The organism is Halomonas sp. 113, from assembly GCF_904067645.1.
GTDB lineage: Bacteria > Pseudomonadota > Gammaproteobacteria > Pseudomonadales > Halomonadaceae > Vreelandella > Vreelandella titanicae.
In genome coordinates, this window is record NZ_LR881453.1 from 624491 (window position 1) to 648621 (window position 24131).

At 54.2% G+C, this 24131-nt stretch carries 20 protein-coding genes; 18 read left to right on the forward strand and 2 right to left on the reverse strand.

The window, feature by feature from the left end; genetic code table 11:
* Positions 1–19: 19 nt before the first annotated feature.
* Positions 20–1576 carry an ABC transporter substrate-binding protein gene (locus YERSI8AC_RS03135; protein ID WP_159176061.1) on the reverse strand — a complete coding sequence of 519 codons (1557 nt, stop codon included), beginning with the start codon at positions 1574–1576 and terminating at the stop codon, positions 20–22.
* A gap of 210 nt (positions 1577–1786) precedes the next feature.
* On the opposite strand from YERSI8AC_RS03135, the gene YERSI8AC_RS03140 reads away from it, so the two are divergent.
* From YERSI8AC_RS03140 to YERSI8AC_RS03210, 15 genes are all read left to right on the forward strand, one after another.
* A complete protein-coding gene (locus tag YERSI8AC_RS03140) occupies positions 1787–2512 on the forward strand; it encodes a GntR family transcriptional regulator (RefSeq protein ID WP_138801576.1) in 726 nt (241 codons plus the stop codon).
* Positions 2490–3518 carry a histone deacetylase family protein gene (locus YERSI8AC_RS03145; RefSeq protein WP_159176062.1) on the forward strand — a complete coding sequence of 343 codons (1029 nt, stop codon included), beginning with the start codon at positions 2490–2492 and terminating at the stop codon, positions 3516–3518. Before YERSI8AC_RS03140 ends, YERSI8AC_RS03145 begins: the two co-directional genes overlap by 23 nt.
* 135 nt (positions 3519–3653) lie before the next feature.
* The gene (locus YERSI8AC_RS03150; protein ID WP_159176063.1) at positions 3654–4538 is read left to right on the forward strand and encodes a LysR family transcriptional regulator; all 885 of its coding nucleotides are present in this window, start codon (positions 3654–3656) and stop codon (positions 4536–4538) included.
* Between the two features lie 170 nt (positions 4539–4708).
* Positions 4709–5605 (forward strand): HalD/BesD family halogenase, encoded by an 897-nt coding sequence (locus YERSI8AC_RS03155; protein ID WP_159176064.1) that lies wholly within the window; start codon positions 4709–4711, stop codon positions 5603–5605.
* 52 nt (positions 5606–5657) lie between these two features.
* Positions 5658–6926, forward strand: coding sequence for a M24 family metallopeptidase (locus YERSI8AC_RS03160; protein ID WP_159176065.1), 1269 nt, complete (start codon positions 5658–5660; stop codon positions 6924–6926).
* A gap of 60 nt (positions 6927–6986) precedes the next feature.
* Positions 6987–7841, forward strand: coding sequence for a glycine betaine ABC transporter substrate-binding protein (locus YERSI8AC_RS03165; protein ID WP_159176066.1), 855 nt, complete (start codon positions 6987–6989; stop codon positions 7839–7841).
* A gap of 332 nt (positions 7842–8173) precedes the next feature.
* Positions 8174–11839, forward strand: coding sequence for an ATP-binding protein (locus tag YERSI8AC_RS03170; protein ID WP_159176067.1), 3666 nt, complete (start codon positions 8174–8176; stop codon positions 11837–11839).
* Positions 11836–12471 (forward strand): condensin complex protein MksE, encoded by a 636-nt coding sequence (locus YERSI8AC_RS03175; protein WP_159176068.1) that lies wholly within the window; start codon positions 11836–11838, stop codon positions 12469–12471. Before YERSI8AC_RS03170 ends, YERSI8AC_RS03175 begins: the two co-directional genes overlap by 4 nt.
* Positions 12468–13709, forward strand: a complete 1242-nt coding sequence (locus YERSI8AC_RS03180) for a hypothetical protein (protein WP_159176069.1) — start codon at positions 12468–12470, stop codon at positions 13707–13709. Before YERSI8AC_RS03175 ends, YERSI8AC_RS03180 begins: the two co-directional genes overlap by 4 nt.
* Positions 13706–14575, forward strand: coding sequence for a DUF7281 domain-containing protein (locus tag YERSI8AC_RS03185; RefSeq protein ID WP_159176070.1), 870 nt, complete (start codon positions 13706–13708; stop codon positions 14573–14575). Before YERSI8AC_RS03180 ends, YERSI8AC_RS03185 begins: the two co-directional genes overlap by 4 nt.
* A gap of 196 nt (positions 14576–14771) precedes the next feature.
* Positions 14772–15104, forward strand: a complete 333-nt coding sequence (locus YERSI8AC_RS03190; protein ID WP_159176071.1) for a hypothetical protein — start codon at positions 14772–14774, stop codon at positions 15102–15104.
* Complete coding sequence (locus YERSI8AC_RS03195; protein ID WP_159176072.1) at positions 15104–15874, forward strand: hypothetical protein; 771 nt, start codon at positions 15104–15106, stop codon at positions 15872–15874. The genes YERSI8AC_RS03190 and YERSI8AC_RS03195 overlap by 1 nt, the downstream gene beginning before the upstream one ends.
* A gap of 84 nt (positions 15875–15958) precedes the next feature.
* Entirely contained in the window at positions 15959–16390 is a 432-nt protein-coding gene (locus tag YERSI8AC_RS03200; RefSeq protein WP_159176073.1) for a hypothetical protein, read from the forward strand.
* A gap of 199 nt (positions 16391–16589) precedes the next feature.
* Positions 16590–17645 carry a hypothetical protein gene (locus tag YERSI8AC_RS03205; protein ID WP_159176074.1) on the forward strand — a complete coding sequence of 352 codons (1056 nt, stop codon included), beginning with the start codon at positions 16590–16592 and terminating at the stop codon, positions 17643–17645.
* 370 nt (positions 17646–18015) lie between these two features.
* Positions 18016–18978 carry a ribonuclease Z gene (locus tag YERSI8AC_RS03210; protein WP_159176075.1) on the forward strand — a complete coding sequence of 321 codons (963 nt, stop codon included), beginning with the start codon at positions 18016–18018 and terminating at the stop codon, positions 18976–18978.
* Between the two features lie 95 nt (positions 18979–19073).
* Here YERSI8AC_RS03210 and YERSI8AC_RS03215 read toward each other — a convergent pair whose 3' ends face one another.
* Positions 19074–19967 carry a LysR family transcriptional regulator gene (locus YERSI8AC_RS03215; RefSeq protein ID WP_159176076.1) on the reverse strand — a complete coding sequence of 298 codons (894 nt, stop codon included), beginning with the start codon at positions 19965–19967 and terminating at the stop codon, positions 19074–19076.
* Positions 19968–20167: 200 nt separating this feature from the next.
* Here YERSI8AC_RS03215 and YERSI8AC_RS03220 point away from each other — a divergent pair, with 200 nt between their 5' ends.
* The 3 genes from YERSI8AC_RS03220 (at position 20168) to YERSI8AC_RS03230 (ending at position 23988) form a co-directional block, all read left to right on the forward strand.
* Positions 20168–21322 (forward strand): aromatic ring-hydroxylating oxygenase subunit alpha, encoded by a 1155-nt coding sequence (locus YERSI8AC_RS03220; RefSeq protein ID WP_159176077.1) that lies wholly within the window; start codon positions 20168–20170, stop codon positions 21320–21322.
* A 67-nt stretch (positions 21323–21389) separates the two neighbouring features.
* Positions 21390–22610: an MFS transporter gene (locus tag YERSI8AC_RS03225; protein ID WP_159176078.1), complete on the forward strand. Its 1221-nt coding sequence runs from the start codon at positions 21390–21392 to the stop codon at positions 22608–22610.
* A 94-nt stretch (positions 22611–22704) separates the two neighbouring features.
* Entirely contained in the window at positions 22705–23988 is a 1284-nt protein-coding gene (locus tag YERSI8AC_RS03230; RefSeq protein ID WP_159176079.1) for a hypothetical protein, read from the forward strand.
* Positions 23989–24131: the final 143 nt, after the last annotated feature.

Genomic DNA, 24131 nt, shown 5'->3' on the forward strand with positions numbered 1-24131 from the left:
CTACCTGGGTGGCTTGGGTTTAGCGATCTAGCCAAGCATCTTTAAAGCCGTCGTTGACACCCACGCCGGAGGTGACGAGGTTCTGCACATCACAGCGGTACAGGGTCGGGAAGCCCAGTTCCATCAGCCAGCCAACGGGCACGTCTTCATGGAGGATTTCCTGTACTTCGCGGTAAAGTTTTTCGCGCTCTTCGTCGGGGAAAGCCGTGGCGGCCTCGTTAAACAGCTCGTCGACACGCTCGTTTTCGTAGCCTTCCACGTTATTCCAGGGCGAGCCCTTGGCAATGTTGTCGGAAAGGTAGGTGCGTGAAATACCCAGTGCCGGGTCGCCGTACTGGTAGAGATAGGTAAAGGCGAGATCGTAATCCCAATCGCCCAGGCGCTGGTTCCAGCCGCCCACGTCGGTGGCTTGGGTTTCAACGTTAATACCCACTTCGCGCAGGTTCTGCTGCACGGCTTCGGCCCAGCGGGTCCAGGTTTCGCCGTAGGGCAGCGGCAGAATAGTGATCTCTTCACCGTCGTAGCCCATTTCATCCAGTAGCTCACGGGCGCGTTCGGGGTTGTGATCGTAGGGTTCCAGGTCATCGTTCTGGAAGCGTGCATTGGAGCCGAAGGCGGAGAGCGGCACATTGCCCAGGCCGTTCCACAATACATCTTTGGCGAACTCGCGATCCATGGCGTACATCACCGCCTGACGGAAGCGTTTATCCGCGGTGGGGCCTTCGCGATTGTTCATCCACAGCATGGCAAAGGGGCTAAAGTACTCGTGGCCCTCTTCGGTCATGCAGACGTTATCCATTTCGGCCAGGCGGGGAATATCGAAGTTTTCGACGGTGCCGCTGGGCAGCACGTCAATGGTCTCGTTTTCGAACGCCACTGCACGGGAAGCGCCATCAGGAATAACGTGCCAGTTCACGCCATCCAGGTAAGGCAAGCCCTCTTCGTAATACTCTTCGTTCTTGACCAGCTCGATGACGGTGCCGCGTTCCCAATTGTCGAACTTGAACGGGCCGGTGCCAATGGGATGATCGTTGTGTTCGTTGTTGCGGAAATCGGTACCCGCATAAAGGTGTTCGGGCACCATGGTAAAGGTGCCTGCTTCAAAGGAGAGCAGGAAAGGGCCGAAAGGCTGGGTAAGGGTAAATACAACGGTGTGGTCGTCGGTGGCTTCGATGCTTTCCACGTGCTGTAGCACGGCGCGGGCACTGGGGTTCAACTCGCGGTGGAAGACATCGGCGGAGAACACCACGTCTTCGGCGGTAAAGGCTTCGCCGTCATGCCAGGTAACGCCTTCACGCAGATGGAAGGTGTAGGTGCGGCCATCGTCGCTGACCTCCCACGACTCCGCCAACTGCGGCATGAGTTCCAGGTCGGTGGAGTAGCGCAACAGGCCTTCGTAGATATTGCCCGAGACGGTACGGGTGGGTGCGTTCTGAACCATGCCCAGCACCAAGCCCGGCGGCTCCGGCTGGATAATGGTGTTAACCACACCGCCCTCTTTAGGGTCGTCTGCCATAGCGGCGGAGGTAAAAGCGAGTGCTGCAGCGGAAATAGCCAAAGCTAAAGGTTTTTTCATGTTTCCTGCTCCTCGGTTATTAGCACGTAATGAGGTTACGTAGTCGTTAGGCGATCGAGGCGTGTCAGACCCGGTTGTGATGTTTGTTAGGGATCTGTTTTGACCATAGCAGCACTTGGTAAAACTGTCGACAGTCGGCAATCGTTCGTCGACAAGTGGCTTTTTTTCGTCATACTGGGAAGAACACGTCATATCCCATGAGTGAATGCGATGGCCTCACCAACGGCGGCTCCCAGGGCCTTTATCCAGCAGCAGAACCTGGTCGAGCAAGTAGCTGACTATTTAACCCAAGCGATTATTCAGCAACACTTTTTACCCGGCGAACGGCTTTCTGAAGTGCAGCTCTCCCGCGACCTGGGTGTTAGCCGCGCACCGGTTCGCGAGGCCGCTCGTTTGCTGGAAAGCCGTGGTTTATTGATCTCGAAACCGCGCCGAGGCTTCTTTGTTCGCGCGTTGAATGCCGTTGAACTCGAAGATGTGTTTGATTTGCGGCTCTGCCTTGAGCGCCACGCGATCGAACGCCTGGCAGAACGCTATACCGCCGATGCCCAGCGCGCGCTCAAGCAGCAAGTAGAGGTGCTATGTGAAGCGGCAGCCGGGAACGATGGCACCCGCCGCATCGAGGAGGATTTGCAGTTTCATCGACTGATGCTGCATTACGCAGGTAACGAGCGTCTGCTGCGCGCCTTTGACGACCTGTCCCATGAGCTGCGCCTCTGCATCACCCTAATTACCAAAACCCATGAAGCCCCCGACACCATTGCCACCAGCCACTTTAAGTTGCTCGACGCGCTGGATAGTGGCAGCCCTGCTGCCTGCCGTGAGGCGATTGACTACCATATCGGCGTTGCCCGCGATTTCGTAGTCAAGGGTGTGGGCGAAACCGGAGATAGTTCTGATGAAGATAGTGCCGATGAAGACGTTCTTTCACGCTGACCAACTGCTTCATCAGCCGCAAACCTACTTCTCCCGGGGCAAAATGCGCACACCCCAGGAAGTGCCCGAGCGTGCCACGCACCTGCTGGCAGCCGCCAAACAGCTAGGGTTTGATATTCAAGCGCCCGCGGATCATGGCGTGGCGCCGTTAAGGGCGGTGCATTCGCTGGCCTATTTGCGCTTTCTCGAAAGTGCCCATCGGCGCTGGCATGCCCTCGGCGAGGATTGGGGAGAAGAAGTTATTTCCAATATTTTTGTGCGTTCGCCCAATGCTCTGCGCGGCATCTTGGCGGAAGCCGGGCGTTACTTGGCTGACGGTAGCGCTCCCGTGGGCCAGCACACTTGGCAGTCTGCTTATTGGTCGGCGCAGAGTGCGGTCGCCGGGGCTGAGGCTTTATTAGCCGGGGAGCGATTTGCCTATGCGTTATCGCGCCCGCCAGGCCACCACGCGGGCATCGATTCCGCCGGTGGCTTCTGTTTTCTCAATAATGCCGCCATTGCCGCGCAGCATCTCACCTCGCGCTACCCCCGCATCGTCGTGTTAGACCCGGATATGCACCATGGGCAGGGCATTCAGGAAATTTTCTACCAGCGCGACGATGTGCTGTATATCTCGATCCACGGCGATACCACCAACTTCTACCCAGCGGTGACTGGTTTTGAAGACGAGCGCGGGCAGGGGGGCGGGCTGGGCTATAACCTCAACCTGCCGATGCCCCATGGATCAGAGGAGTCGGTGTTCTTTGACCGCGTGGAGCAAGCCTGCCAAGCCATCCGCCTGTTCGAACCGGACGCCATCGTGCTGGCGCTGGGGTTCGATATCTACGAACTTGACCTCCAAGCCAAGGTCGCCGTTTCTACCGCGGGTTTTGCTGAGCTTGGCCGCCGGGTAGCGGGCCTGAACGTACCCACGCTGGTGGTGCAGGAAGGCGGTTACTATCTGGAAGGACTGGAAGCCAACGCGGTGAGTTTCTTCGAGGGGTTGCTTGGCAACAAAACGCCCTGACGATTAAGCCAGTATTTCCAAGCCTTATGAAGAGGGCTAGGTAATGTATGGAACACGGCGTATTCAAAAGAAACTGGCCGGTGCTAGCATGTCGTTTCACGCGACGCGTCACCTCTCAAGAGACCCCCGAGTCCCATGCTGGATATCAAGTATTACGTATTGATAGACGCTATTGCCACTCACGGCACGGTGCATGATGCGGCTGCCGCTATCGGCATTACTCAGCCTGCGGCAACGCATCGCATTCGTGAAATGGAACGCCGCCTGGGTGTGGCGCTTTTTCACCGTGAAGGACGCCGACTGACGCTTTCTGCCTCCGGAGAGCGACTGCTTGAGACTGCGCATGACGTGCTTCCCCGACTGCGCAGCGCCGAGCTCGAGGCGTGGCAACTGGCACGCCGAACCGAACCCGCTTTGCGACTGGGCATCGGCCCTTACGACACCTTCTCGAGGGCGATTCCGCATCTCTACGACCAGCATGCGCGTGACATCGACCTGGTACGCCTGTCCATGGCGGACATGACCACGGCGTTACTCACCAGTCGCGTCGACATGATCTGCATGATTGAGGTGCCCTCGCAGCGTGGCATTGCCCACCAGTTGCTGTTCGAGGAACCCCTGGTGGCCGTTTTGCCGCCCGAACACCCCTATGCGCAAAGCGACGCGGTGCCCGCCGAGGTATTCGATCAGGGGCGGCACTTTACCTATAGCATCACCCCCGAGTCCGGCCATGAGTTCGAGCATTTCTTCCAGCCAGCCGGGGTCTACCCTTCGCATATGGTTCAGATTGAGTCGGTTGCCCTGATCCTTGAGCTCGTCGCCGCCGACAAGGGCGTGAGCATCCTATCGCGCTGGGCCGTTCAGGATGCACATCACGCCGGTCGCGTCGTCATGCGGCCATTGGCGGGTAACCTACTGCGCATTCCTTGGTATCTGGCCTATGCGCAAACGCCACGTATCACCGCCGTCGCCGAGCCGCTGGCGGCCACGCTCCGCCATCTCTACCGCACCGACGTGTGAGATAAGGCCGCATCCACCTCGGCGCGAGCTGGAACGATAAGAATCTCGTCGCAGATGGTCGGACATTCTCATTAGTATCCCCGTCCCCACACTTTTAATGTATTGCCACTCCCTAGCAACGATCTGCTAGCAACAACTGATCATTCACGAACTATCAGGAGCGGCAATATATGTCACAAGCTACGCTCGGAGCCCAACCGGCCGCGCAAGACGCCAACAATGACCGCCATCCATTAGCGCGTTTCATCGATCTTGAACGCTACCCGATCCTGCAGCGCGATAGCGACGCCTACCGAGCGGCGGTCGAGGGTGTCCGCCAACAACTGCGCACCGATGGCTGCGCCCTGTTGGCGAAATTCATCCGCGAGGACCTCATCGAGCCGCTGCGCGAGGAAAGTGAGGCCCTGGCGCCAAAGGCGTTCTACTCGGACAATAACGTCAACCCTTATGTCACGCCGGACGACCCGTCTCTGCCCGAGGATCACCCAGCACGTTTCTTCCAGCACTACACCAATGGCTTCGTGGCGCGTGACCTGATCCCCGAGGACGCCATTGTCCAGCAGCTTTATCGCGACCCAGACTTCCAGCGCTTCGTTGCTGACTGTCTCGAAGAGCCGGTGATTTACGAGTTCGCCGATCCTATCGCGGGGCTGGTGATCAACGTGATGCCCGACGACACCGAGCTACCCTGGCACTTCGACACCAACGAATTCATTGTCAGCCTGATGACGCGGCGTCCCAATGAAGGTGGCGAATTCCAGTACGCGCCCAATATCCGCCGCCCCGGCGAGGAAAACTTCGCTGCCGTGCAACGCGTACTTGAGGGTGACCACACCGACGTCGAATCGCTGACGCTCAACACCGGCGACCTGCAGCTCTTCAAGGGGCGCTACTCCATGCACCGCGTCGCCGCCGCCAAGGGCCAGCGCCTCTGCACGCTACTGGGATACGCCAAGACGCCCGACATGATGGGCAGCCTGGAGCACACCAAGCGGATTTACGGCCGCGTTACGCAGCAACACATCGATGCCGATAATCAGCGCCGTCACGACGCGCTCATGGGCTAGGTGCTACTGAACGCGCCCCTTATTTATCCACTTCACAAAAGGATGCCTTGCCATGGGCGATATCGTGTCACTCGCCGGATCAGTTCCCACGGGCGGCCCCTATGCCGGCGGGAGCTTCCGCCATGCCACGCTCGACGCCGCGCTGCTGTCGCGCGTCGAGCGCTACCGGCTGCAACGCCTGCGCGAGCAGATGAAGCATCACCAACTGGATGCGGTGATCCTGTTCGATCCCATCAACATTCGCTATGCCTGCGGCGTGCGCAACATGCAGGTCTACTCGCAGCGTAACCCTGCGCGCTATCTCTACGTGGCGGCGGATGGCCCAGTGGTGCTGTTCGAATTCAGCGCCTGCCTGCACCTGGCGGCCAACGCCGAGCTACTCGACGAGGTGCATCCCGCCCGGGCGGTGATGCCGCAGTACAGCGGTCCTCGCTGCGCGGTACATACCCAGGCCTTCGTCGATGACATCCGCAGCCTGTTCGAGCGTTCGCATACCCAGGGGCAGCGTCTAGGCATCGAGTCCGCACCCACCGGCGCCATCGAGGCGCTGGGCCAGGTCGGCTTCCAGTTGACCGATGCCGCCACCGTGGTCGAGGGCGCCAAGTCGATCAAGAGCCTAGACGAGCTGGCTCTCATTCACCGCTCGGTGACCCTGACCGAAGCCGCCATGACGCGCATGGAAGCCGCCATTCGCCCCGGCATGAACGAAAACGAGCTGTGGTCGATCTTCAACCAGCACGTGCTGGCCACCGGCGGTGAATACGCCGAAACTCGACTTCTAAGCTCCGGTGCACGCACCAATCCGTGGTTCCAGGAATGCTCGGACAAGATCATCGCTCCAGGCGAGCTGGTGGCCTTCGATACGGACATCGTGGGTTGCTTCGGCTACTACACCGATTTCTCGCGAACCTTCCATGTGTCCGGCGCAGGCGCGCCCAGCACCGAGCAAAAAGCGCTCTATCGCATGGCCGCCGACCAGCTCGAGCGCAACATTGCCCTGCTGCGCCCGGGCATGAGCTTTCGTGACTACTCGCAACAAGCGTGGCCGATACCCGATGGTTATCGCGAAAACCGTTACCTGGATATTGTTCACGGCTGCGGTATGACCGGCGAGTGGCCGCTGATCGCCCACGACATGGATTGGGACGACGTCGGCTACGACGGCACCATCGAACCCGGCATGACGCTCTGCGTCGAGGCCTATATCGGCCACCGAGACGGCACCGAAGGCGTCAAGCTGGAAGAGCAGGTGCTGATCACCGAAGATGGCATCGAACGCCTCTCGACCTACGGCTATTCCGACATACTGATGGAAGAATGACGACGTAGCGCATCACGCTTTCTCATCCCTTTCGATTAACGAACATAAAAAAGGACGCGTATGAAACCGTTGACACCCCTTTTTATCGCCTGCGGCCTGGCCGGTCTCTCGATAACCGCCTCGGCCAACGACACGCTGACCATAGGTACCAACAATTGGGCGGAAAACATTGCTGTATCGCACATGTGGCAGCAACTGCTTGAAGAGCAGGGCTACGACGTCGGGCTGACCACCACCGGCAAGAGTGTGCTCTTCAGCGGGCTCGCAAACGGCGATCTGGATATCTCGCTGGAAGTCTGGCTCCCGCATGGCGATGCCCAGTACATCGAGCCCTACAAGGACCGCATCGACGTTCACGATGCCTGGTTCGACGGCGCCCAGGACGAACTGGTGGTGCCCGCTTACATGGAAGACATCAATAGCATCAGTGACCTCAAAGACAACGCCGAGCGCTTCGACTATCAGGGCGAGCCGACCATCCTTGGCATCGAATCGGGCTCGGCTATCTCCGGCGAGACCGAAAACGCCATCAAGAGTTACAACCTTCCGTTTCGCCAGTTGAACAGCTCCGGCCCCGCCATGCTCGCAGCCCTTGAGGAAGCCTATGCCAATGAAGCACCCATCGCCGTCACACTCTGGCAGCCCCACTGGGCCTACGCGCAGTACGACCTGAAGGCGCTAGAAGATCCCAAGAAGAGTTATGGGGGTGGTGACGATATCATGTGGATGTCGCCCAAAGGGTTTGGCGAGGAGCATCCCGAGGTCACCCAAATGCTTGACACCTGGCACATGAGCCACGACCAGTTGGCCGATCTCATGCTGACCATCGAAAACCTCGGCGACCCCACGCAAGGCGCCAAGCAGTGGATCGAGGAACATCGCGATCTCATCGACGGCTGGCTCGCCGAGGGCTGATCCCACCCCGGGCCGGCTGTCAGTGCCGGTCCATCTCCATATCTTGCCGCTTTTTCTACCGTCCCCCTCTGATCCAGCCAACACACCATAGGTAGTAGGGTTGGCTATCGCGAGCGCCTTAGCGCTTGGCCAGTCAATATGTGAGTCGCCGGAAAATCGTAAAAGGCCAGCCGTTAGCCCGGGTCGTTCTAAAGGTTTGTCATTGGGGTACTGGAATTGATGTTTGGGACTCAACGGATGCCACCTTGGTCTGTGTCTGGCACTATAGCCACTTTCAGCGATCAGCAAAACGATCCGGATAGCCATTGAAATAGTCATCGAAAGGACACGGCATGGCCCACCTGCTACGCATCGTGATGATTCACGGCCACCTGGAAGGCGTGGTCGAACTGAGTGTGGACGGTCACACCAATATTTGCGGCACCAACGCCTCCGGTAAAACCACGCTACAGCGCCTGGTGCCGGTATTTTACGGCGAGCTACCCAACAAGGTCGTGCCCAAGACGCGCATGAAGTTCGACGCGTTCTACCTGCCCCACCGCAACAGCTACCTGGTGTACGAATACCGCCGCGAAGCGGGCAACATCTGCCAGGCGGTGCTGACCCGCAAGGCCGAGGGCGGGGTGGAATACCGCTTTGTCGGCGCGCCCTACCAGCCGGAAGACTATCTGGTGGAGAGCGACGCGGGCGTGGCGGCGCTGGACTACACCCAGTGGGCCAGCGGCCTGCGGCGCAACGGCACGCCGGTGTCGCCCAAGCTGGGCGCTACCTCTGAATTCCGCTCGGTGATCCAGAACGACTTTACCCAACTGCATGGCAACAGCCGCGATGGCCTCAAGCTGCGCCAGATCGCGTCGCAGTTCAGCCTGGTGAAACCCGAGCGACGCATCCGCCATATCGAAAAGCTGGTGTCAGCAGTGCATGCCAAAGAGGGCAAGATGGACACCCTCAAAACCATGCTGGCGGCGATTTTCGAAGAGGATGGTGTTGAACTCCCGGTGACTCGAATTCGCAATACCAAGGCGCGGGAGTGGATTGCCCAGATGCGCCAATCCATGCGCCTGGAACCGCTGCAGGCCTCCCTTGCCCGGCTCGCCGGTATCGATCGAGAACTCGCTGACCTGGATGCCACCCTGTGGCAACTGAAGCCCCAGTTGGAAGACGACCGCCAGAAGGCAGAGCGCCGCCTGGCCGATGTGGATGCTGAGCTTGCCCGCCATCAGCGCGAATTCCAGCAGCGGGAGAGCGACTATAGTGAGGCGCGGGACGCGCTGAACGACCGCCACAGCGAAGTGGTCAGTGATTTGCAGCAGACCCAGCGCCGCCTCAACGACCTGCAAACCCAGTACGAGCAATACGCCGATGCGGATATGCCTGCCCTGGAGCGCGATATCAACGCGCTGCCCCAGTGGCGGGAGCAGCGCGACCAACTGCGTGCCCACTTAAACGTGATGCAGGACGCAGTAAAAGAGAGCCAGGCGCGCCTGGATGGTCGGCTGCGTGAATTGTCTGAGGCGCTGGCCCGCCAGACCCGTGAATCCCAGGAACTGATCGACGCCCTGGTCGAAGAGAAAGCCCTGCGCCGGGAACAACAGTGGGAGTCCGAACAGCGGCTCAACGAACGCTATCAGCAGGAGCGCCAACGCCTGGAGGGCGAGTACCAGGCGCAACTGGAACTCGGCGTCGAACAGCTAGCTGAGCTAAAAGCGCAGCTCTCGCTCTCGACCCAGACCGCCGAAGAGGCTTCCGAGGCGGAGCTTGCCCAGGCGCGCCTGGATCAGGCCCAGCAGGAGCGCAACGCATCCGCTGCTACTCTGGATGGCCTGCGCCGGGAGTTTGAAAGCCGCAAACGCGAGCGCGACAGTGCCGAACAGCAGCTGGTGCAACTTCGCCAACAGTTGGAGCGCGCCGAGCAGCGTTGCTTTACGCTCTATCAGCAGCGCGACCCGGAGCAGGGCAGCCTGCGCCATTTCCTGCGCTATCACCGCCCCGGTTGGGAGCAGCAGTTAGGCAAGGTGATTGCGCCAGAGCTGCTAGAGCGGCGTGACCTCGCCCCGCAGTTGGCAGAAGGCGCAAGCGATGACCTGTTCGGGCTGGCTCTGGATCTTTCCGCCATTGCCCTGCCCGATTACGCCCAGGATGAAGCCAGCCTGCTGGCCGCCATCGAAGAAGCCGATAGTGCCAAACGCCGGGTGCAGTCAGAGAGCCAGGCCGCCGAGAAAGCGCTCAGGCAGCATAACGAGCGGGTGCAGCAGGCCGATGAAGCCCAAGATCAGGGCCGCATGGCCCACAAACGCGCCGAGCAGGAAGTCGAGTTTGCGATAGAGGCCCGCCGCCAGCAGCAAGAGCGCCACACCAAGCGCCAGCAGGAGCGCCGCGCAGCGCATCAAACCGCGTTAGCCAGCCAGGAGCAGGCGCAAAAGGAGCTGCGCGAAGAGAAGCAGCAGGCGCTCGCCGCCCTTAGCGAGACCCATCAAAGCCAACTGCTGGAGCTCAAGGCCGACGGCCAGAGCCAGGTGGATAGCCTGGATGCCCAACTGCGCCAGTATAAGCAGCAGTTGAGCGATGCCAATGCCGAACACAAGCGCCAGCGTGCGGAACTGGAAGAGGCCTTTAGCCAGGAACTGGCCGAGCAGGGCGTTGACCCCGCCAAGCTAAAAGATACCAAGGAGCGGCTGGCAAGCCAGGATGAACGCATTCGCGTCACCGCCGCCCGTCAGGATGAACTCACCGAATACACCCGCTTTATGCGCGTCGAGTGGGGCCAGCACAAGCCGCAGTTGGTCGCTCAGGAGGCCGAGCTGGAGCAGGCCGAACAGCAGCTGCAGCGGGATAAAGAACACCTGAAAAACGATTTTCAGGCCGCGCGCAAAACCCACCAAAGCACGGTCAGCACGCTGAAAACCCAGCGGGAGAGCGAATACGCCTGCCTTGAAGCCTTGAAGCCGCTACTTACGCAGCTGGAAACCTTGGTCATCGAACCCGACGGCCAAGCGCCCGGTACGCCGCTGGGCGATGTGGACGAGCGCATCGAGCGCGCCCGCCAGGCGCTGGGCAATCGCCACCAGCTCATCGAGCAGCTACGCCGTGGCTGCCTGGAGGTCGAAAGCCAACTGATCAAGGACGCCAGCAGCGGCTTCGCCGAAGCGCTGGAGAGCGAACGCAGCAAGCTGCAAAGCGACAACCCGCGCCTACAGCTGCCGCTACTGCGCGACATGCTCAAACTGCTCGAAGATCAACAGCAGCAGTTGATTCAGGAAGGGCGCAACCTAAGCGACGACCTGGATAAGTTCTTCACTGTGTTCCGCGATCTGAACCGACGTATTAGTGCCCAAAGCCGCCGACTCTCTGAAGAGGTCGCCGATGACCTGCGTTTGGAAGGCATCACCAAGGCCGAAGTGCGCATCCAGTCCACCATTGATGAGCTGGGCTTCTGGGAGCCGCTGAAGCTGTTTGCCCAGCGCTATAAAGAGTGGCGGGAATCCGGCCAGACGCTACCCAGCGACGACTACCTCAATGCCCTGGCGGACGTGGTCGATTTGCTGCGCAGCGACCAGCAGTACAGCTTTGAAAGCCTGCTGCGCCTGGAGCTGCACCTGAACGAAGGCGGCACCGATCTGGTGATCAAAAACGACCGCCAACTGCTGGAGTCCTCCAGCCACGGCATGGCGTACCTGATTCTGTGCAAGTTCCTACTCGCCTTTACCCGCTTGCTGCGCGGCGATGCGGAGATCGCCATCCACTGGCCTATTGATGAGATCGGCACCCTGGCGTATCACAACGTCGAAAAACTGTTCGACGCCTGTGACAGCAACCGCATTCATATCGTCGGCGCGTTTCCCAACCCCGAGTCCGATGTGTTGCTATTGTTCGCCAACCGCTACCTGATTGATCGCGATGACGCCAACCCCAATAAGCGGGTGTTAAAACGCATCGAGCCACGGCTAAGCCGCCTAGCCGAACGGCTCCAGGAACGTCAGCAGGAGGTGACGGTATGATCGAACATGGCCCACTGCTAGAGCGTCTGCTGGCCGGGGAGTTTGTCTGCCCGATCAGCGATGAGAGCGGCTATCGCCATCTCACCAATGAAGAGACCCGGGAGGAGATCGATGCCTACCTGCGGCCGCTTAACCGGCGGCTGGCCAGCAACGAAGATGGCAGCGTCTATTTTCTCGCCTGGCGTCAGCTCAATGACAACGCCCGGGATCAGCTCTCCCGCCAGCTCGGCGATACGCTCAACAGCCTGCTGCCGCTGCTGGAGTGGCTACAGCTGGTTCAAGAGGCGTTGGGCCGCGATACCCTGGCCGCCCCCGGCGATGTGCTCAAACCCGCCGAGTTCAGTGCCAAGTGCGAAGACAACCAAAGCCTGCGTGAACGCCTGGAGCGCCTGGCCACCGACAGCTTCTTTGGCTCGCAAAGTGACCAGCTCGATGCCCAGGTAAAGCAGGTCTTCAAGCGCTTGAAAGAGCACGGCTACCTGCTTCAGCCCCATTCAGAGCGGCAGGTGTTCGTGGTCACCGGCAAGATCGACTACCTGGTGGATCTGGTGCGCTTTATTCGCGATGAAGAGAACCTGCCCATCGAAGAGGGCAGCGAGGAGGGCTCTGGCGCTCAGGAGGCCCTTCTGTGAGTGGCGGTGAGCATGCACTCGAAAGCCGCCTGCTAAAAACCGGCAGTGAACGGCTGGCGCTGCTGGGTAAGCATGCCGATGTACTGATGCAGGCCTACACCCGCGATGAAGTGCCGCTGGAATCGCTTAGCGATAGCGCGCTGCGCAAGCTGCTGGCGGCGCGCATTCTATGGCGACCGGATGAGCAGAGCGGCGTAAAGCTGGCGCCCAAGGTGCGCGAACTGATCGCCGAGATGCTCGCCGACGAGACCCGCCGCCATGTGAATGCCGATGTAGCGGAAACCCTGGAGCTGATTCGTGCTCTGGTGCACAGCTACCGGGAGGCGCGCAGCCGCGGCGAGCACTGGAAGCTGGAGCAGCAGTTGATGCGCCTGCGTCAGGAAGTCGACGACCTGAACGGGCGCTTCGCCGATGCCATCGATAGCTTATGGCAGCGGTTAAATAGCGATTTTGGTTTCGTCAGCCAACTCAACGACAAGATCCGCGAAAACGACCGCGCCCAGAAGCAGATCGCCAGGCTACTGGATGGCCTGGCGCTGATCGACTTCGACGAGCTGATCGAGCTAGTGGGCAGCGACGGCAGCCTGCGCAAGCTATTGATCAGCCAACTGCAGCAGCAGTTAAGTAACCACTACACCGGTCTGCGCGAAGTGCAGCGGCGCTTGATCGAACTGATGGCGCGCTTTCGCAAGCAGCAGGCGCGCAGCCGCCTGATCAGCGGCATGGCCGCCTTTATGCGCGAACACCCCGGCTTTGTGCCCGGCAACTATGCAAGGCGCAGCGAGGTACCAGGGCTGGTCAATCAAGCCGCCCCGCTAAGCGCGGCGGCCGCCCCGGCGCTGGATCGCAACCTGGATAGCCGATTGCTCGCCGATCTGCTGCACCAGCTACCCCAACCGCGCCACACCACGCAAACGGTTGAAGCCGCGGCACCGGCCCAAGCCCAGGAAAGCAGCTTAGCCGCCGCCCGCCAGCAGGCGCTCAAGCAGGATGTGGAACACTTCTATTTGAGCGTGATCGACCAACCCCAGGCGGAGCCGGTCAGCGCCCTTGAGTACCTACACGAAAGCCCGCTGGAATGGCCGGATGAAATCTGGCTGTTCCAGGTGATTTCCGAATACCAGGGCCTGCCGCGCAGCGATCAGAAGGCATTTCGACTCAAACAGCAGGAGAGCCAGGCCAGCCAATTCAATCACCTGCGCCTGATCCACGATGTAGAACTGCAGCTGGCCGTATGAACCTACCCAGCCGTGCACGCAATGGCCTTAACGGCGTCGCCCGCGAACTTCTCCGCCAACCCACGGTGGAGAAGCCCCGCCGCCAGTGGGTAGACGACGTAGTGGCCTGGTGCCACCAGCACGACATTGACCTGGCCACGCGAATCAACAGTAAAGCGTTGCGCTTTGACACCGCCTTGCTGGCGCAGATTAATGACGTGTTAGAGAGCGCCCGCTTGGCACCGCTAGGCCGCTCCCTCAGCGGCCTGACCAGCAGTGCCCAAGCGAAAGAGGGCGTAGAGGAAGACAAAGCAACCCGCGAAAGCCCCCGTGCACGGCGGGTACTCGTCAGCTTTCCGCCGCAGCCAATAGCAGGGCTTGCCAACGAACCACGCGCTATTCGCGATGTGGATGTACTGGGGCTAAAGCTAAGCGCGTTTAGCGCTCTAATTCAGGTCGAAAACCTGGACAGCTTCTATGAGTTCTCGCCGGATATTTCAGCGCTAAACGGCTATGCCAACCCGCTGGTCGTCTACCGTGGCGACAGCCACTACGGCGGCGGTTTCTCCTTGCTGGCCGAGGCTTGGTACAAAACCCATCGACCACATATCTACGTCGGTGATTTCGATCCCAAAGGCGTAAGCCAAGCAATGGATAGTAACGCCACTCACTTGCTCCTGCCCAACATCGAATGGCTCACCCAAAACGCCACGTCGCTGCACATGCCTGCCGAGCAGTTTCCTTACCAGCGGCGGTTGCGCAAGCACCTTGCCGCGCTGCCTTCAGCCCATCCCATGCGCGACTACCTAACGCTGTTGTTGGAAAAGCAGCGGGGGTTAAAGCAGCAGTGGTTTGGTGGGGAGTTAGTGAGTTTGACAATAAGCTAGTAGCTGTATTAACAGGCAGAAAACCGCCTCAACATGCGATTTGGGGTAATTTTCCAACTTTTTCTTTGCTACGAAGCTAACCAATGGGATAGAGTCAGGCAAATTGGTTTCATAACCTCAGAAAATGCGCGGACACGTTTTTTAAGGTTATAATGCCTTCTCCTTATTACTGTTAGTCTTAAAAAAAGAAACGTAGATGACAAGCACAGACGACATATTATCTAGGATTGATTCTGTTCTTCGAGAGAACAAGAGGATTGAATGGACATATATCCTTTTGACCGTTGTCTTATTTGTTACTGGTATTGCCTGCTTCGTTACTGCGTTGATTACTGGGCAATTCGCTTGGTCTACACCTTCCGCTATAACCACAGGATTACTATACTGGCCACTAAAGGAAATCAAAGAAGTTAGAAATAAAAATATTGCCCTTGCTACTGCTCCAGTTTTAATTACACAACTTCCTAAGGCTAAAGCTGCTGAAGAAATACAGAAGCTTTTACAGTCGCTGTATGGTAGTAATCAATAATGTCGTCAGATAGCACTAAAGAACTGCTAGAGCAGATACTTGCCCAGTTACATTCTGAGCAAGCGCGCGAGGCTACAACTAACGATGGCTCATATCTACAAGCTCAAGATGGGCAATTGCTAGGGAAGTTAAATGCAAATCAATATAATCAAGAGTCTATATTAAATCAGTATGGCCCTTTCGGTAGTCAATACTCTAATACAAGTATATTTAATAAATACTCTCCATATGGTAGTGAGTATGGAGCATATAGTATCAATAATCCTTACTGCTCTGTACCACCAAAATTGTTCATTAATGGTGTGTTTCGTTTTTATGTCAGCGCGAACCCTTATGTGACACCTAAAATATCACCAGACTCTTTTCTCTATACCCTTCAGTCTAATCCAGCTGCTGCTGCAAGGGGAGAATTTGTAGAGAATGAAGCTGAGGCTCGGCAACAGAGAGGTGAGTCATTTATTCAGGCGCAAGATGGAGTTTTTCTAGGGAGATTAACTCCAAGTCAATTTGACAGTGAAAGCATATTTAATAAGTTTGGCCCGTACGGAAACAAGTTTTCCCAAACATCGTTTCTTAACAAATTCTCGCCGTATGGACAGCAGTTTTCTCATCTCAGCGCCTATAACAGTATGGCGAGTTCACCGCCAAAGATATTTCATAAAGGTCAATTTTTAGCTTATTTAACAAAAAATATACGTTTATCTTCCAGGATTGATCCTGATGAAATATTTGAATGGGCATCTGAGAATGTTAGTAGATTCAATAACTAATAAAGCGATTAACTCGGGCGCATCCTTCGTGCTCTATGCTCAATGAAAATGCGCAAGTTGCGGTTTGAATCACAAGGAGTAACTATGCCTAGTAAAGAACAGCAATATTATAGAGGCCGAACTGTTGACATTCTCACCAGCTTCCAGCTCCTTGAATTCATTCTTAAAACGTATATTGGTGAGGCGTATAATTATATTCATAGACTTGTAGAGGATCGAATCCATTTTGGCTTCTCTATTAAAGATGTAGAAACATACCCTCTCGAGCGGCTCTTGAATGTGTTTGACAAGCTGAATCGAAACGAAGATCTCAAGAAGCGATTAAATAAGCTTCGTAAGCAACGAAATTATATCGCACATGAGGCTCTTCTGGTCTCGTTGGGAAGTCACTCCGATATGGATACGCTTTACAAGAAAGCTGAGGAATTTTTCTATTTGGAGGATGAATTATCAGAGTGCTTGGATCTCCTGACCAAAGAGTTGGGGCTTCTTCCCCCAATAAAGTCCAATGAATAGCGCGCCTAAGAAAAGAAAAAAGCTTTTCGTTGTGGCTTTGCCTGTAAAAAATCTGCACGTGGAAAGCTGCGAAGTTTTGTGTTAGCTGATATCAATTGAACACGTCTAGAAGATACGTTACTAGCAATCCGAACCAACAGCTCCCAAAAAAACTAAAGATTGAAAGCGCTCATGCTTCGAATAATTAAGGAGGTTACTGGTGGCAAATATTTCTCAGGTAAGAGGTGCTCTTTTAGAAGAGGCCGTTCTTTATTTGTTGGAAAAATTTGGTTACGAGACTATCGAGTCTGTTCCTCTTAATACTGACGAAAGTTTAAGAGGCGGGCATTCTGGGCTTGAAGTTAGGGGTCGAGGTACATGGCATCAAATTGATGCATTGGCAGGTTTTCTGTCATCACCAGCTTTTATGTATCCATTACGTTTGATGGTAGAAGCTAAATGCTATCAAGAAAAGCGACCAGTTGGTATCGAAGTAGTTCGTAACGCAGTTGGTGTATTAAAAGATATATCAGAAAATTACTTTTCAATAATCGGTGATGATGCCAGCGTCAAGATTCCAAGGTTTAATTATCATTCGGCAATTTTCTCTACTTCTGGTTATACCAGTGGAACTGTTAATTACGCATTAGCTCATCAAGTATTTCTTATACAATATGAAAACGTGCCAGTGATTCAGCCCCTAATCAATTCTATAATGAATTTTGATGAATCTTGTATAACTGGGTTCGGTAAAACTGCAATTTCGGAAGTTCGTAGGCTTTATCGAGATGCTATCAGGGAAAGAGTTTTTGAAGTGGATGTTCACCAATACATAACCCCACGTGGACTGGAGTTAATCAATACCAATCTTGTTGACTTTCTAAAAAGAATTCGCGGTTCTTATTTTGGGATGTTACAAGGTCGTTGGCCGCTACACCTTCTAACTTCCAGTCCGTTGCCTCCAGCTGCATTTAAAAGTGACACAGTTCGTTGCCATGTAGTTGGACGTCTAAATGGAGAGTGGCGATTTACACCTGCAAACTATAATATAGGAGATGAAGGTTGGTTTGAACTCGAATTTAATATTCCTGATGGTGTTGCTAATTTAATCAAAGAAAAATGGGGTGACAGAGAGGCCGTTGCAAATATTAAGCAAGAGCATTTTTCTTATATTTATATTTCCGGAATAATTGGTGGGGTGCGCCGTAATGTTCGCTTAGAACTTGATCAGGATTGGATAAATGAGTACATCGAACGAAGTCGGCGGAGGCGCTGAAAAATGCATCAAAGGGACTGGTTTTATGTTGCCTTCCAAATTAGCTCGTTAAGATAGCTTTGAGCTGTACAAAAAACTTTGATACGCAAACTTTGTTAAGTTTAGAAAAATTAACGGTGAGTGGTCAGCATGATTAGTATAAAACTTTGTGGCGACGATCAAAGAGCTTTACAGTGGAAATCTAATATCAATTTCAATTCGATACGTTTGAATATTAGACTATCTACTCTCCAATGAAAAAGTTCAATTGAAGAAAATCAGGTAATTATAGCTCATAATAGGCTTATGGCTTTTAATATGCAAAGCCAAAACTAGCTGGCAGACCGCCCCTTGTTTCCAAAGCAAGTACACAAGTAATCACAAACAATATATGAATTTACTCTTCCTCGGCACATCCGCCGGTGTACCCACTAAAACCAGAAACGTCTCCGGGGTCGCCTTACAAGAGAGCAAAGGGAAGGGCTGGTACCTGATCGATTGTGGTGAGGGCACCCAGCATCAGGTTTTGCACACAAAGCTGTCGTTCCATTCGCTGAAAGCCATCTTGATTACCCACGTGCACGGCGACCACTGCTATGGGCTGCCGGGCATACTGGCGAGTGCGGGAATGGGCGGCCGGAAAGCGCCGCTTACCATTGTGGCGCCCGGAGGCATCAAGGCATGGTTGGAGGCTACCTGTGAGGTCACGCAGCTTTGCTTGCCCTTCGCCCTGGAGTTTATCGACTCGGACGAGCTGCCAAGCGTTGAGTTTGAGAGCATTGCGATTACCACGCACAGGCTTTCGCACCGGGCACCGTCCTACGCTTATGGGTTTACGGAGACAAGGGTCGACGCTGCCTTGGATGTGGATAAGTTAGCGCAAAAGGGCATTCCGAGAGGGCCGTTGTGGGGGCAGTTGAAGCAAGGGTTTGATGTTGAGTTTGAGGGTAAACAGTTAAAAAGCCATGATTACTTGATCTTCAAACACAAGCCGAGAAAAGTGGTGATCGCTGGGGACAATGACCAGCCTGACTTGCTGTTTGAAGCGTGCGCGGGGGCACAGGTGCTGGTGCATGAAGCCACCTACACCGAAGAGATGGCCCAGAAGGCTGGTGATGTCGGGCATAGCTACGCCAAGCTGGTCGCGGCGTTTGCCGAATCGGTACAGTTGCCCAATCTGGTGCTGACGCACTTCAGCCCCCGTTACCAGCTCCACCCCCTTGCGTCGCCTTCCATTGAGGACATCCGAAAGGAGGCCCTGCGCGTCTATTCGGGCTCGCTTTACCTGGCGCGGGATTTTAGCGAATACACGCTGGATAAAACGGGCCACTTTTCTGAAGTGGCGGGCGAATAGGTTGGCCGTGTTTCGACCATCCTTGCGAATACACGGCTACTGAAAATGGGGTGACGTCATTCTCGGACATAGTTGTTAGAAGGGTGAACCAGTGCTTATTGGAGTAACTCCTCGCCTTTGGTTGTTAAACTCTGTTCGTATTCAGCCAAGTGCAGTACAACAGCGTCATACAGTTGGCTGCAAATGTGATCACTGCTTTTTTGGGGGCTTGCTAAGTTTACGTTTAAAGAGGGCAGCCGTGGGAGACAATGCTGGCTATCAAGGCGCCTGAGGGTGGGCGGTATAGTTGATTTGGGCAGTGCCGAAACGACAGCTCCGCTTTCCACTGCTGCCATAAGCCCTCCATAGCTATAGGTTTCGAACTCAACTCTATACTCACGGCCTGCGCCTTTGAGTGCATTTAGGATGAATTCTCTGTCAGGGCAGCCGTACTCGAATAAAGCGACGGGTAGCGTACTCTGTTTCCAAACGAGCGAATTTCTAGCGCAGACCCACTCTAATGGTTCAACTCGGATAGGCTCTGCATCGATGTCAGAAGGACAATGCTGGGCCAGAGCAATATCGAATTCCCCGTTTTTATAACGCTTCCAGATATCAGTGCTGAAGCTGCAATCCAATATCACTTGAACATTGGGAAACTGACATTTCCAAAGCTCAAGTAGGCTTGGCAACAGACAAGTTGCGTAGCAATCTGTGGTGGCGAATCGAATGATCTGACGATCAGCAAAACTCTGCGCCAACCATCGCTCAGCCTCATCGTTTGCGTTAATGACCTTTTGTGCCCTTAGATAGAAGGCATGGCCTTTTTCTGTAAGGGTAACGCCTTTTGGAGTGCGGTAGAGCAGTGGAACGCCAATCTGGCGTTCAAGCTGCTGAACTTGCCAACTAACAGTAGATTGGGCCAGAAAGAGTCGCTCTCCCGCCCGTGAAAAACCGCCCAAATCTGCAACATAGATAAATGTGCGCAGCTGATCCAAGCTCCATTTCATTGTGGTACCTCCTACCGTCGGTTCGTCTTATTCGCCGAGCATGTTGAGTAATTGAAGTGGCGATCGGGTGATGTAAAAGGGACTCTGAGCCAGTATCGAATTAATTGATACCCCTCAGCAAATATTTCCGTTTCCAATTATCCCATGTCGCTTTGTACGCTCAGACCACTTGTTTTGAAAACAAACACGTGGATACAAATATGACAGAGACGATTAGTTCCTTACACACTAGAGTTGAGGGTGGGTGCGATAAAACAAACCTCTCAAAAATGCTCCGCCCTGAATGCTATATCGATGAGCATTGGTTTGAACGAGAACTACAAACCATTCATTTTCCAGCCTGGCATTTTGCCTGTCTGTCGACTTCTCTCCCTAACGTTGGAAGTTTTGTAAGCCGTCGGTTTTTGGAACGCAGTGTCATCGTTGTTCGTAGTGAAGACGGTATTATCAGAGCCTTTCTAAACACCTGTAGACATCGTGGGGCTCCTTTAACGAGCGAAAGCTGCGGAAAGAATGCGTACTTTAGATGCCCTTTTCACAAGTGGTCTTACGACACATTCGGAAATTTGACGAGCGCTCCCGGTTTAGGTGGGAGCGTGAAAAGAAGCGATCTTAAGAAGTTAGATTTAAATCTGGTTCCAATTCAATGTGAAGCTGTAGCTGGTTTGGTATTCATCAATCTTAATAAAGAAAACGAGATGCCGCTTGAGGTCTATCTAGGCAACTATATCGATAAGGTAGCTCTACCACACCAAACTCAGAGAATGCATTGTGTTCAAGAAAAGTCCTATGCATTAACGACCAATTGGAAGCTATACATTGAAGTAGATATGGAGACTCTCCATACCAACTTCATTCACAGTCGCTCGATTGGTAGCCAACCAGTTAAACCGGTAGAACATGATAGCAACTGGTTTGGTGTTTATCATCAGAACTCTCTTTCTCCAGCATTATTTCCTGAAAAACGTAACCTCGCCTTTCCAACTCCCCGTGACGTTATCGGCGAAGCAGCAGAAGGCACCCATTTCAGCGTCATTCTGCCAGGTTTTTTCATTGTAACTGCGCCCGAAGTTATGTGGTGGATTCAGAAGACGCCAATCTCAGCTACTCGCACAAGCGTCAATGTTGGTTACGCATTTCATGATGAAACCCTGGCGAGGCATGACTTTAACGAGATCGCACCACACTATTTCGAAAGACTCGATCAAGTAATTCTTGAGGATGACCAGATTTGTGAATACCAACTAGAAGGGTTGAGCAATCGTGTGCGAGGGCATTTCACACCAGTTGAGCCGGTGGCCGCCTACTTTTCGGAGCTAATCGAAACAAGGCTCCTGGAGGCGGGGTATGAATAGCACAAGTACCGTTATGGGGGGGCGCCTTCGGATTCCAATAACCTGGCTCAAATGGGGAGGCTGGTGCTTGCTCATTAGTATCTTCATGAGTGGATTTTTTTTCCGCTTCGCCCCTTCGACCCTTTCAGGGAGTATGCAGCAAGAACTCAGTTTAACGGCCACTACGCTCGGCATTGTGGCATCAATGCATTTCTGGATTTATACGCTGATGCAGGTACCCGCTGGCATTTTTACTGACTCGGTGGGGATACGGAAGGGTGGCTTTATCGGCGGTACAGTAACGGCGATAGGTGCTTTTTCCTTTGGTTTTGCGCCCAATCTTGTCGTTTTGCTTGTGGGGTCAGCGTTATTGGGGCTGGGCCTATCAGCTGTATTTGTCGCCCTGATGAGTTACAACGCTACTTGGTTTTCCCCAGAGCGCCATTCCCTTGTTATGGGTACAACCATGCTCCTGGCTGCGCTAGGAAGCGTAATAGCGCAGACCCCAACAGCGTATTTGTTGCATTGGTTCAACTGGAGAGAGGTCGTCCTTTTCTTCGCAGCCTTAACCTTATTGGCCACTGCATGCCTGCTTATTTTCTGTAAAGACGACCCAGCACCAAAACGGATACGTGACTCGAAAGCCAAGACGACTGTGCATCCAATACTGCGCGGAAATCGATATGTCCTTAGAGAGCGCCAGGTATGGTTACTATTTGTTTGTGTCGCGGCTACCAACGGAACCTTGTATGCGTTTCTAGGGCTATGGGCTGTACCGCTATTGACCGATGGGTTCAGCATCCAACCAGCGCAGGCAGCACAATATGCCACCGTTGCTTTAACGGTGTATGGTTTGAGTTCTTTATTTTGGGGGTGGACCGCTGATCGGATTGGCGCGAAGAAACCCATCATTGTTGTGACGGCTATGTTATCCGTCGCGGTATGGGCGCTTATGGCGTTTGCAGAGTGGGAGCCTGGCGGAGTGGCAATGGCACTGTTCGTACTTTTAGGACTCTCTGGCGGGCCGGTCGGGGTCATTTTTGCGGCTACCAAAGAGTCAGTCACCTTGGCGAATGTTGGCTTTGCGACTGCTCTCGTTAATATGGGGGCGTTCCTGACAGCTGCTTTGGTTCAATCAGGTTTTGGGATCATTCTTGATAGCGTCTCTGCTGCTGACCCCGAAACTGTTCCAAGCCTTCAAAGCTATCAACTCGCGTTGATTTTACCCTTAGCTATAAGTAGCTTGGGAGTAGTTGCATCCTTGCTTTTGAAAGAAAGGGGTCTAGTGAATGAGGGGCTAAATGAGTGACGAGATAGTGTGCCTGCATGTATTGGAAAATTCAGAAAATCATATGGAAACTTGTATAATTGCTTTTAGAGGCAATATAAATTAGGAGTCGGATTTGTCTTTTTTATTTCCTTATATCGCATTTCTCTACGGTGCAGCGTATAGCGTTCAACAGATTTTAGAGGGAATTGGCTTAGCATCTTCGAACTTTTTAGAACTAAATGATGATGGAGTTATAGTTGGAAGTTACTGGTCACCTGCAGAGGCAGTAACTCCGATACTGGGCCTTCTGCTGATATACTCGATTATATTAACTGGCGCGCTTTTAGCTGCAGGCTTCGTGATCGCTCGGTGGCGGGGTGTAGCCGTTGTTTTTGGGGTATTAGCGCTTCCCGGATTATTAAACATTGCTGGGCAGTGGCCGCAAATAAACTACCTTCCTGATTCCTTTTACATTGGCGGAGGTGGTGCGCTAGGGAGCCCGTTGGGCCTTGTGCCTCTCTTGATTATTAGTCTGTTAACTGGATGGTGCATAATCGTCATTGTCTACGACACCCTCTATCTGAATGATAAATTTCGCGGATACTATGATCATCTCTGGTATGCAACGGCGCTTTTTGCTGGGATATTTTTCGTAGCAGACTCTGTTGGAAACCGCCATGCGTCACACCTTGCCGAAGAAAATCGACTAAGCCGACAGGCGAGCTTGTATTTATTGAATCAAGTGCGGAGCTACGATCAGGTTTGTAAGGCAGAAGGCCTGACAGAAACACCTTCGTGTATATGGGCTTCTGATGTGCAACAAACATTGAATGAATACGCGGCCTATGGTTCGGGCACTTTTCACCTCTTTGGCCCCACTAAGAGTGCTGACATCTACGCTGGTAATAGCAGGTCGGTGTCAGAAAAAGAGATCATCGAAATCCGTAATGAGATCGAACAATATAACCGCACTGTTTGTCCTATTGAAGAACTTGGCGAAGGTATTCGGCGACACGCTAGACCGTCTGGAGTCTGTCAACAAGTGCCATCTGCATTCTGCACCTCTTTCCCTGACCCACCGGAAGGGTTAGTAGATAAATATATGATTACACATTCGGTTGCTCTCGCTAGTGAATGCATCATTCCAACATTGGTTGTTTCTAGGACTCGTCAGGAAAATTCGAGCGCAGCAATCGCAAGCAATCAGCAGGATCGATACCAACGGTGGTGGTTGTATATCGCTCTAGCTGCCGTAGTGGGTGGGAAAATAGCTAATTCGACGACAAAAATTGCCAATCTAGATCAACGTAGTGCCTATGATAGGCGGCGGTTAGTCCGGCCAACCCTTCTGGGACTTTCCGGCGGAACTAGGAAACTAGCTGAGTTTTTTAAAGCGGTTGGTCGATGGCTAACGTGATCACTATCTCGTATGTAATTCTGGGGAGGGCGCGTAGCAGAACGGTACTACAATACGCCAAAATTAGGTGAGGAAAATAAGGATCTAACTATTGGCGCCAGCCGAGCTTGCCGAATGCAGGTAGGCCCTAACTGCATGAATAT

Excerpts from the sequence above, each read along its gene's own strand:
- YERSI8AC_RS03160 (WP_159176065.1), top strand. The coding sequence starts at position 5,658 with ATGGGCGATATCGTGTCACTCGCCGGATCAGTTCCCACGGGCGGCCCC.
- YERSI8AC_RS03150 (WP_159176063.1), top strand. The coding sequence starts at position 3,654 with ATGCTGGATATCAAGTATTACGTATTGATAGACGCTATTGCCACTCAC.
- YERSI8AC_RS03145 (WP_159176062.1), top strand. The coding sequence starts at position 2,490 with ATGAAGACGTTCTTTCACGCTGACCAACTGCTTCATCAGCCGCAAACC.
- YERSI8AC_RS03210 (WP_159176075.1), top strand. The coding sequence starts at position 18,016 with ATGAATTTACTCTTCCTCGGCACATCCGCCGGTGTACCCACTAAAACC.
- YERSI8AC_RS03185 (WP_159176070.1), top strand. The coding sequence starts at position 13,706 with ATGAACCTACCCAGCCGTGCACGCAATGGCCTTAACGGCGTCGCCCGC.
- YERSI8AC_RS03215 (WP_159176076.1), bottom strand. The coding sequence starts at position 19,967 with ATGAAATGGAGCTTGGATCAGCTGCGCACATTTATCTATGTTGCAGAT.
- YERSI8AC_RS03165 (WP_159176066.1), top strand. The coding sequence starts at position 6,987 with ATGAAACCGTTGACACCCCTTTTTATCGCCTGCGGCCTGGCCGGTCTC.
- YERSI8AC_RS03140 (WP_138801576.1), top strand. The coding sequence starts at position 1,787 with ATGGCCTCACCAACGGCGGCTCCCAGGGCCTTTATCCAGCAGCAGAAC.
- YERSI8AC_RS03220 (WP_159176077.1), top strand. The coding sequence starts at position 20,168 with ATGACAGAGACGATTAGTTCCTTACACACTAGAGTTGAGGGTGGGTGC.
- YERSI8AC_RS03200 (WP_159176073.1), top strand. The coding sequence starts at position 15,959 with ATGCCTAGTAAAGAACAGCAATATTATAGAGGCCGAACTGTTGACATT.
- YERSI8AC_RS03170 (WP_159176067.1), top strand. The coding sequence starts at position 8,174 with ATGGCCCACCTGCTACGCATCGTGATGATTCACGGCCACCTGGAAGGC.
- YERSI8AC_RS03195 (WP_159176072.1), top strand. The coding sequence starts at position 15,104 with ATGTCGTCAGATAGCACTAAAGAACTGCTAGAGCAGATACTTGCCCAG.
- YERSI8AC_RS03135 (WP_159176061.1), bottom strand. The coding sequence starts at position 1,576 with ATGAAAAAACCTTTAGCTTTGGCTATTTCCGCTGCAGCACTCGCTTTT.
- YERSI8AC_RS03155 (WP_159176064.1), top strand. The coding sequence starts at position 4,709 with ATGTCACAAGCTACGCTCGGAGCCCAACCGGCCGCGCAAGACGCCAAC.
- YERSI8AC_RS03175 (WP_159176068.1), top strand. The coding sequence starts at position 11,836 with ATGATCGAACATGGCCCACTGCTAGAGCGTCTGCTGGCCGGGGAGTTT.
- YERSI8AC_RS03190 (WP_159176071.1), top strand. The coding sequence starts at position 14,772 with ATGACAAGCACAGACGACATATTATCTAGGATTGATTCTGTTCTTCGA.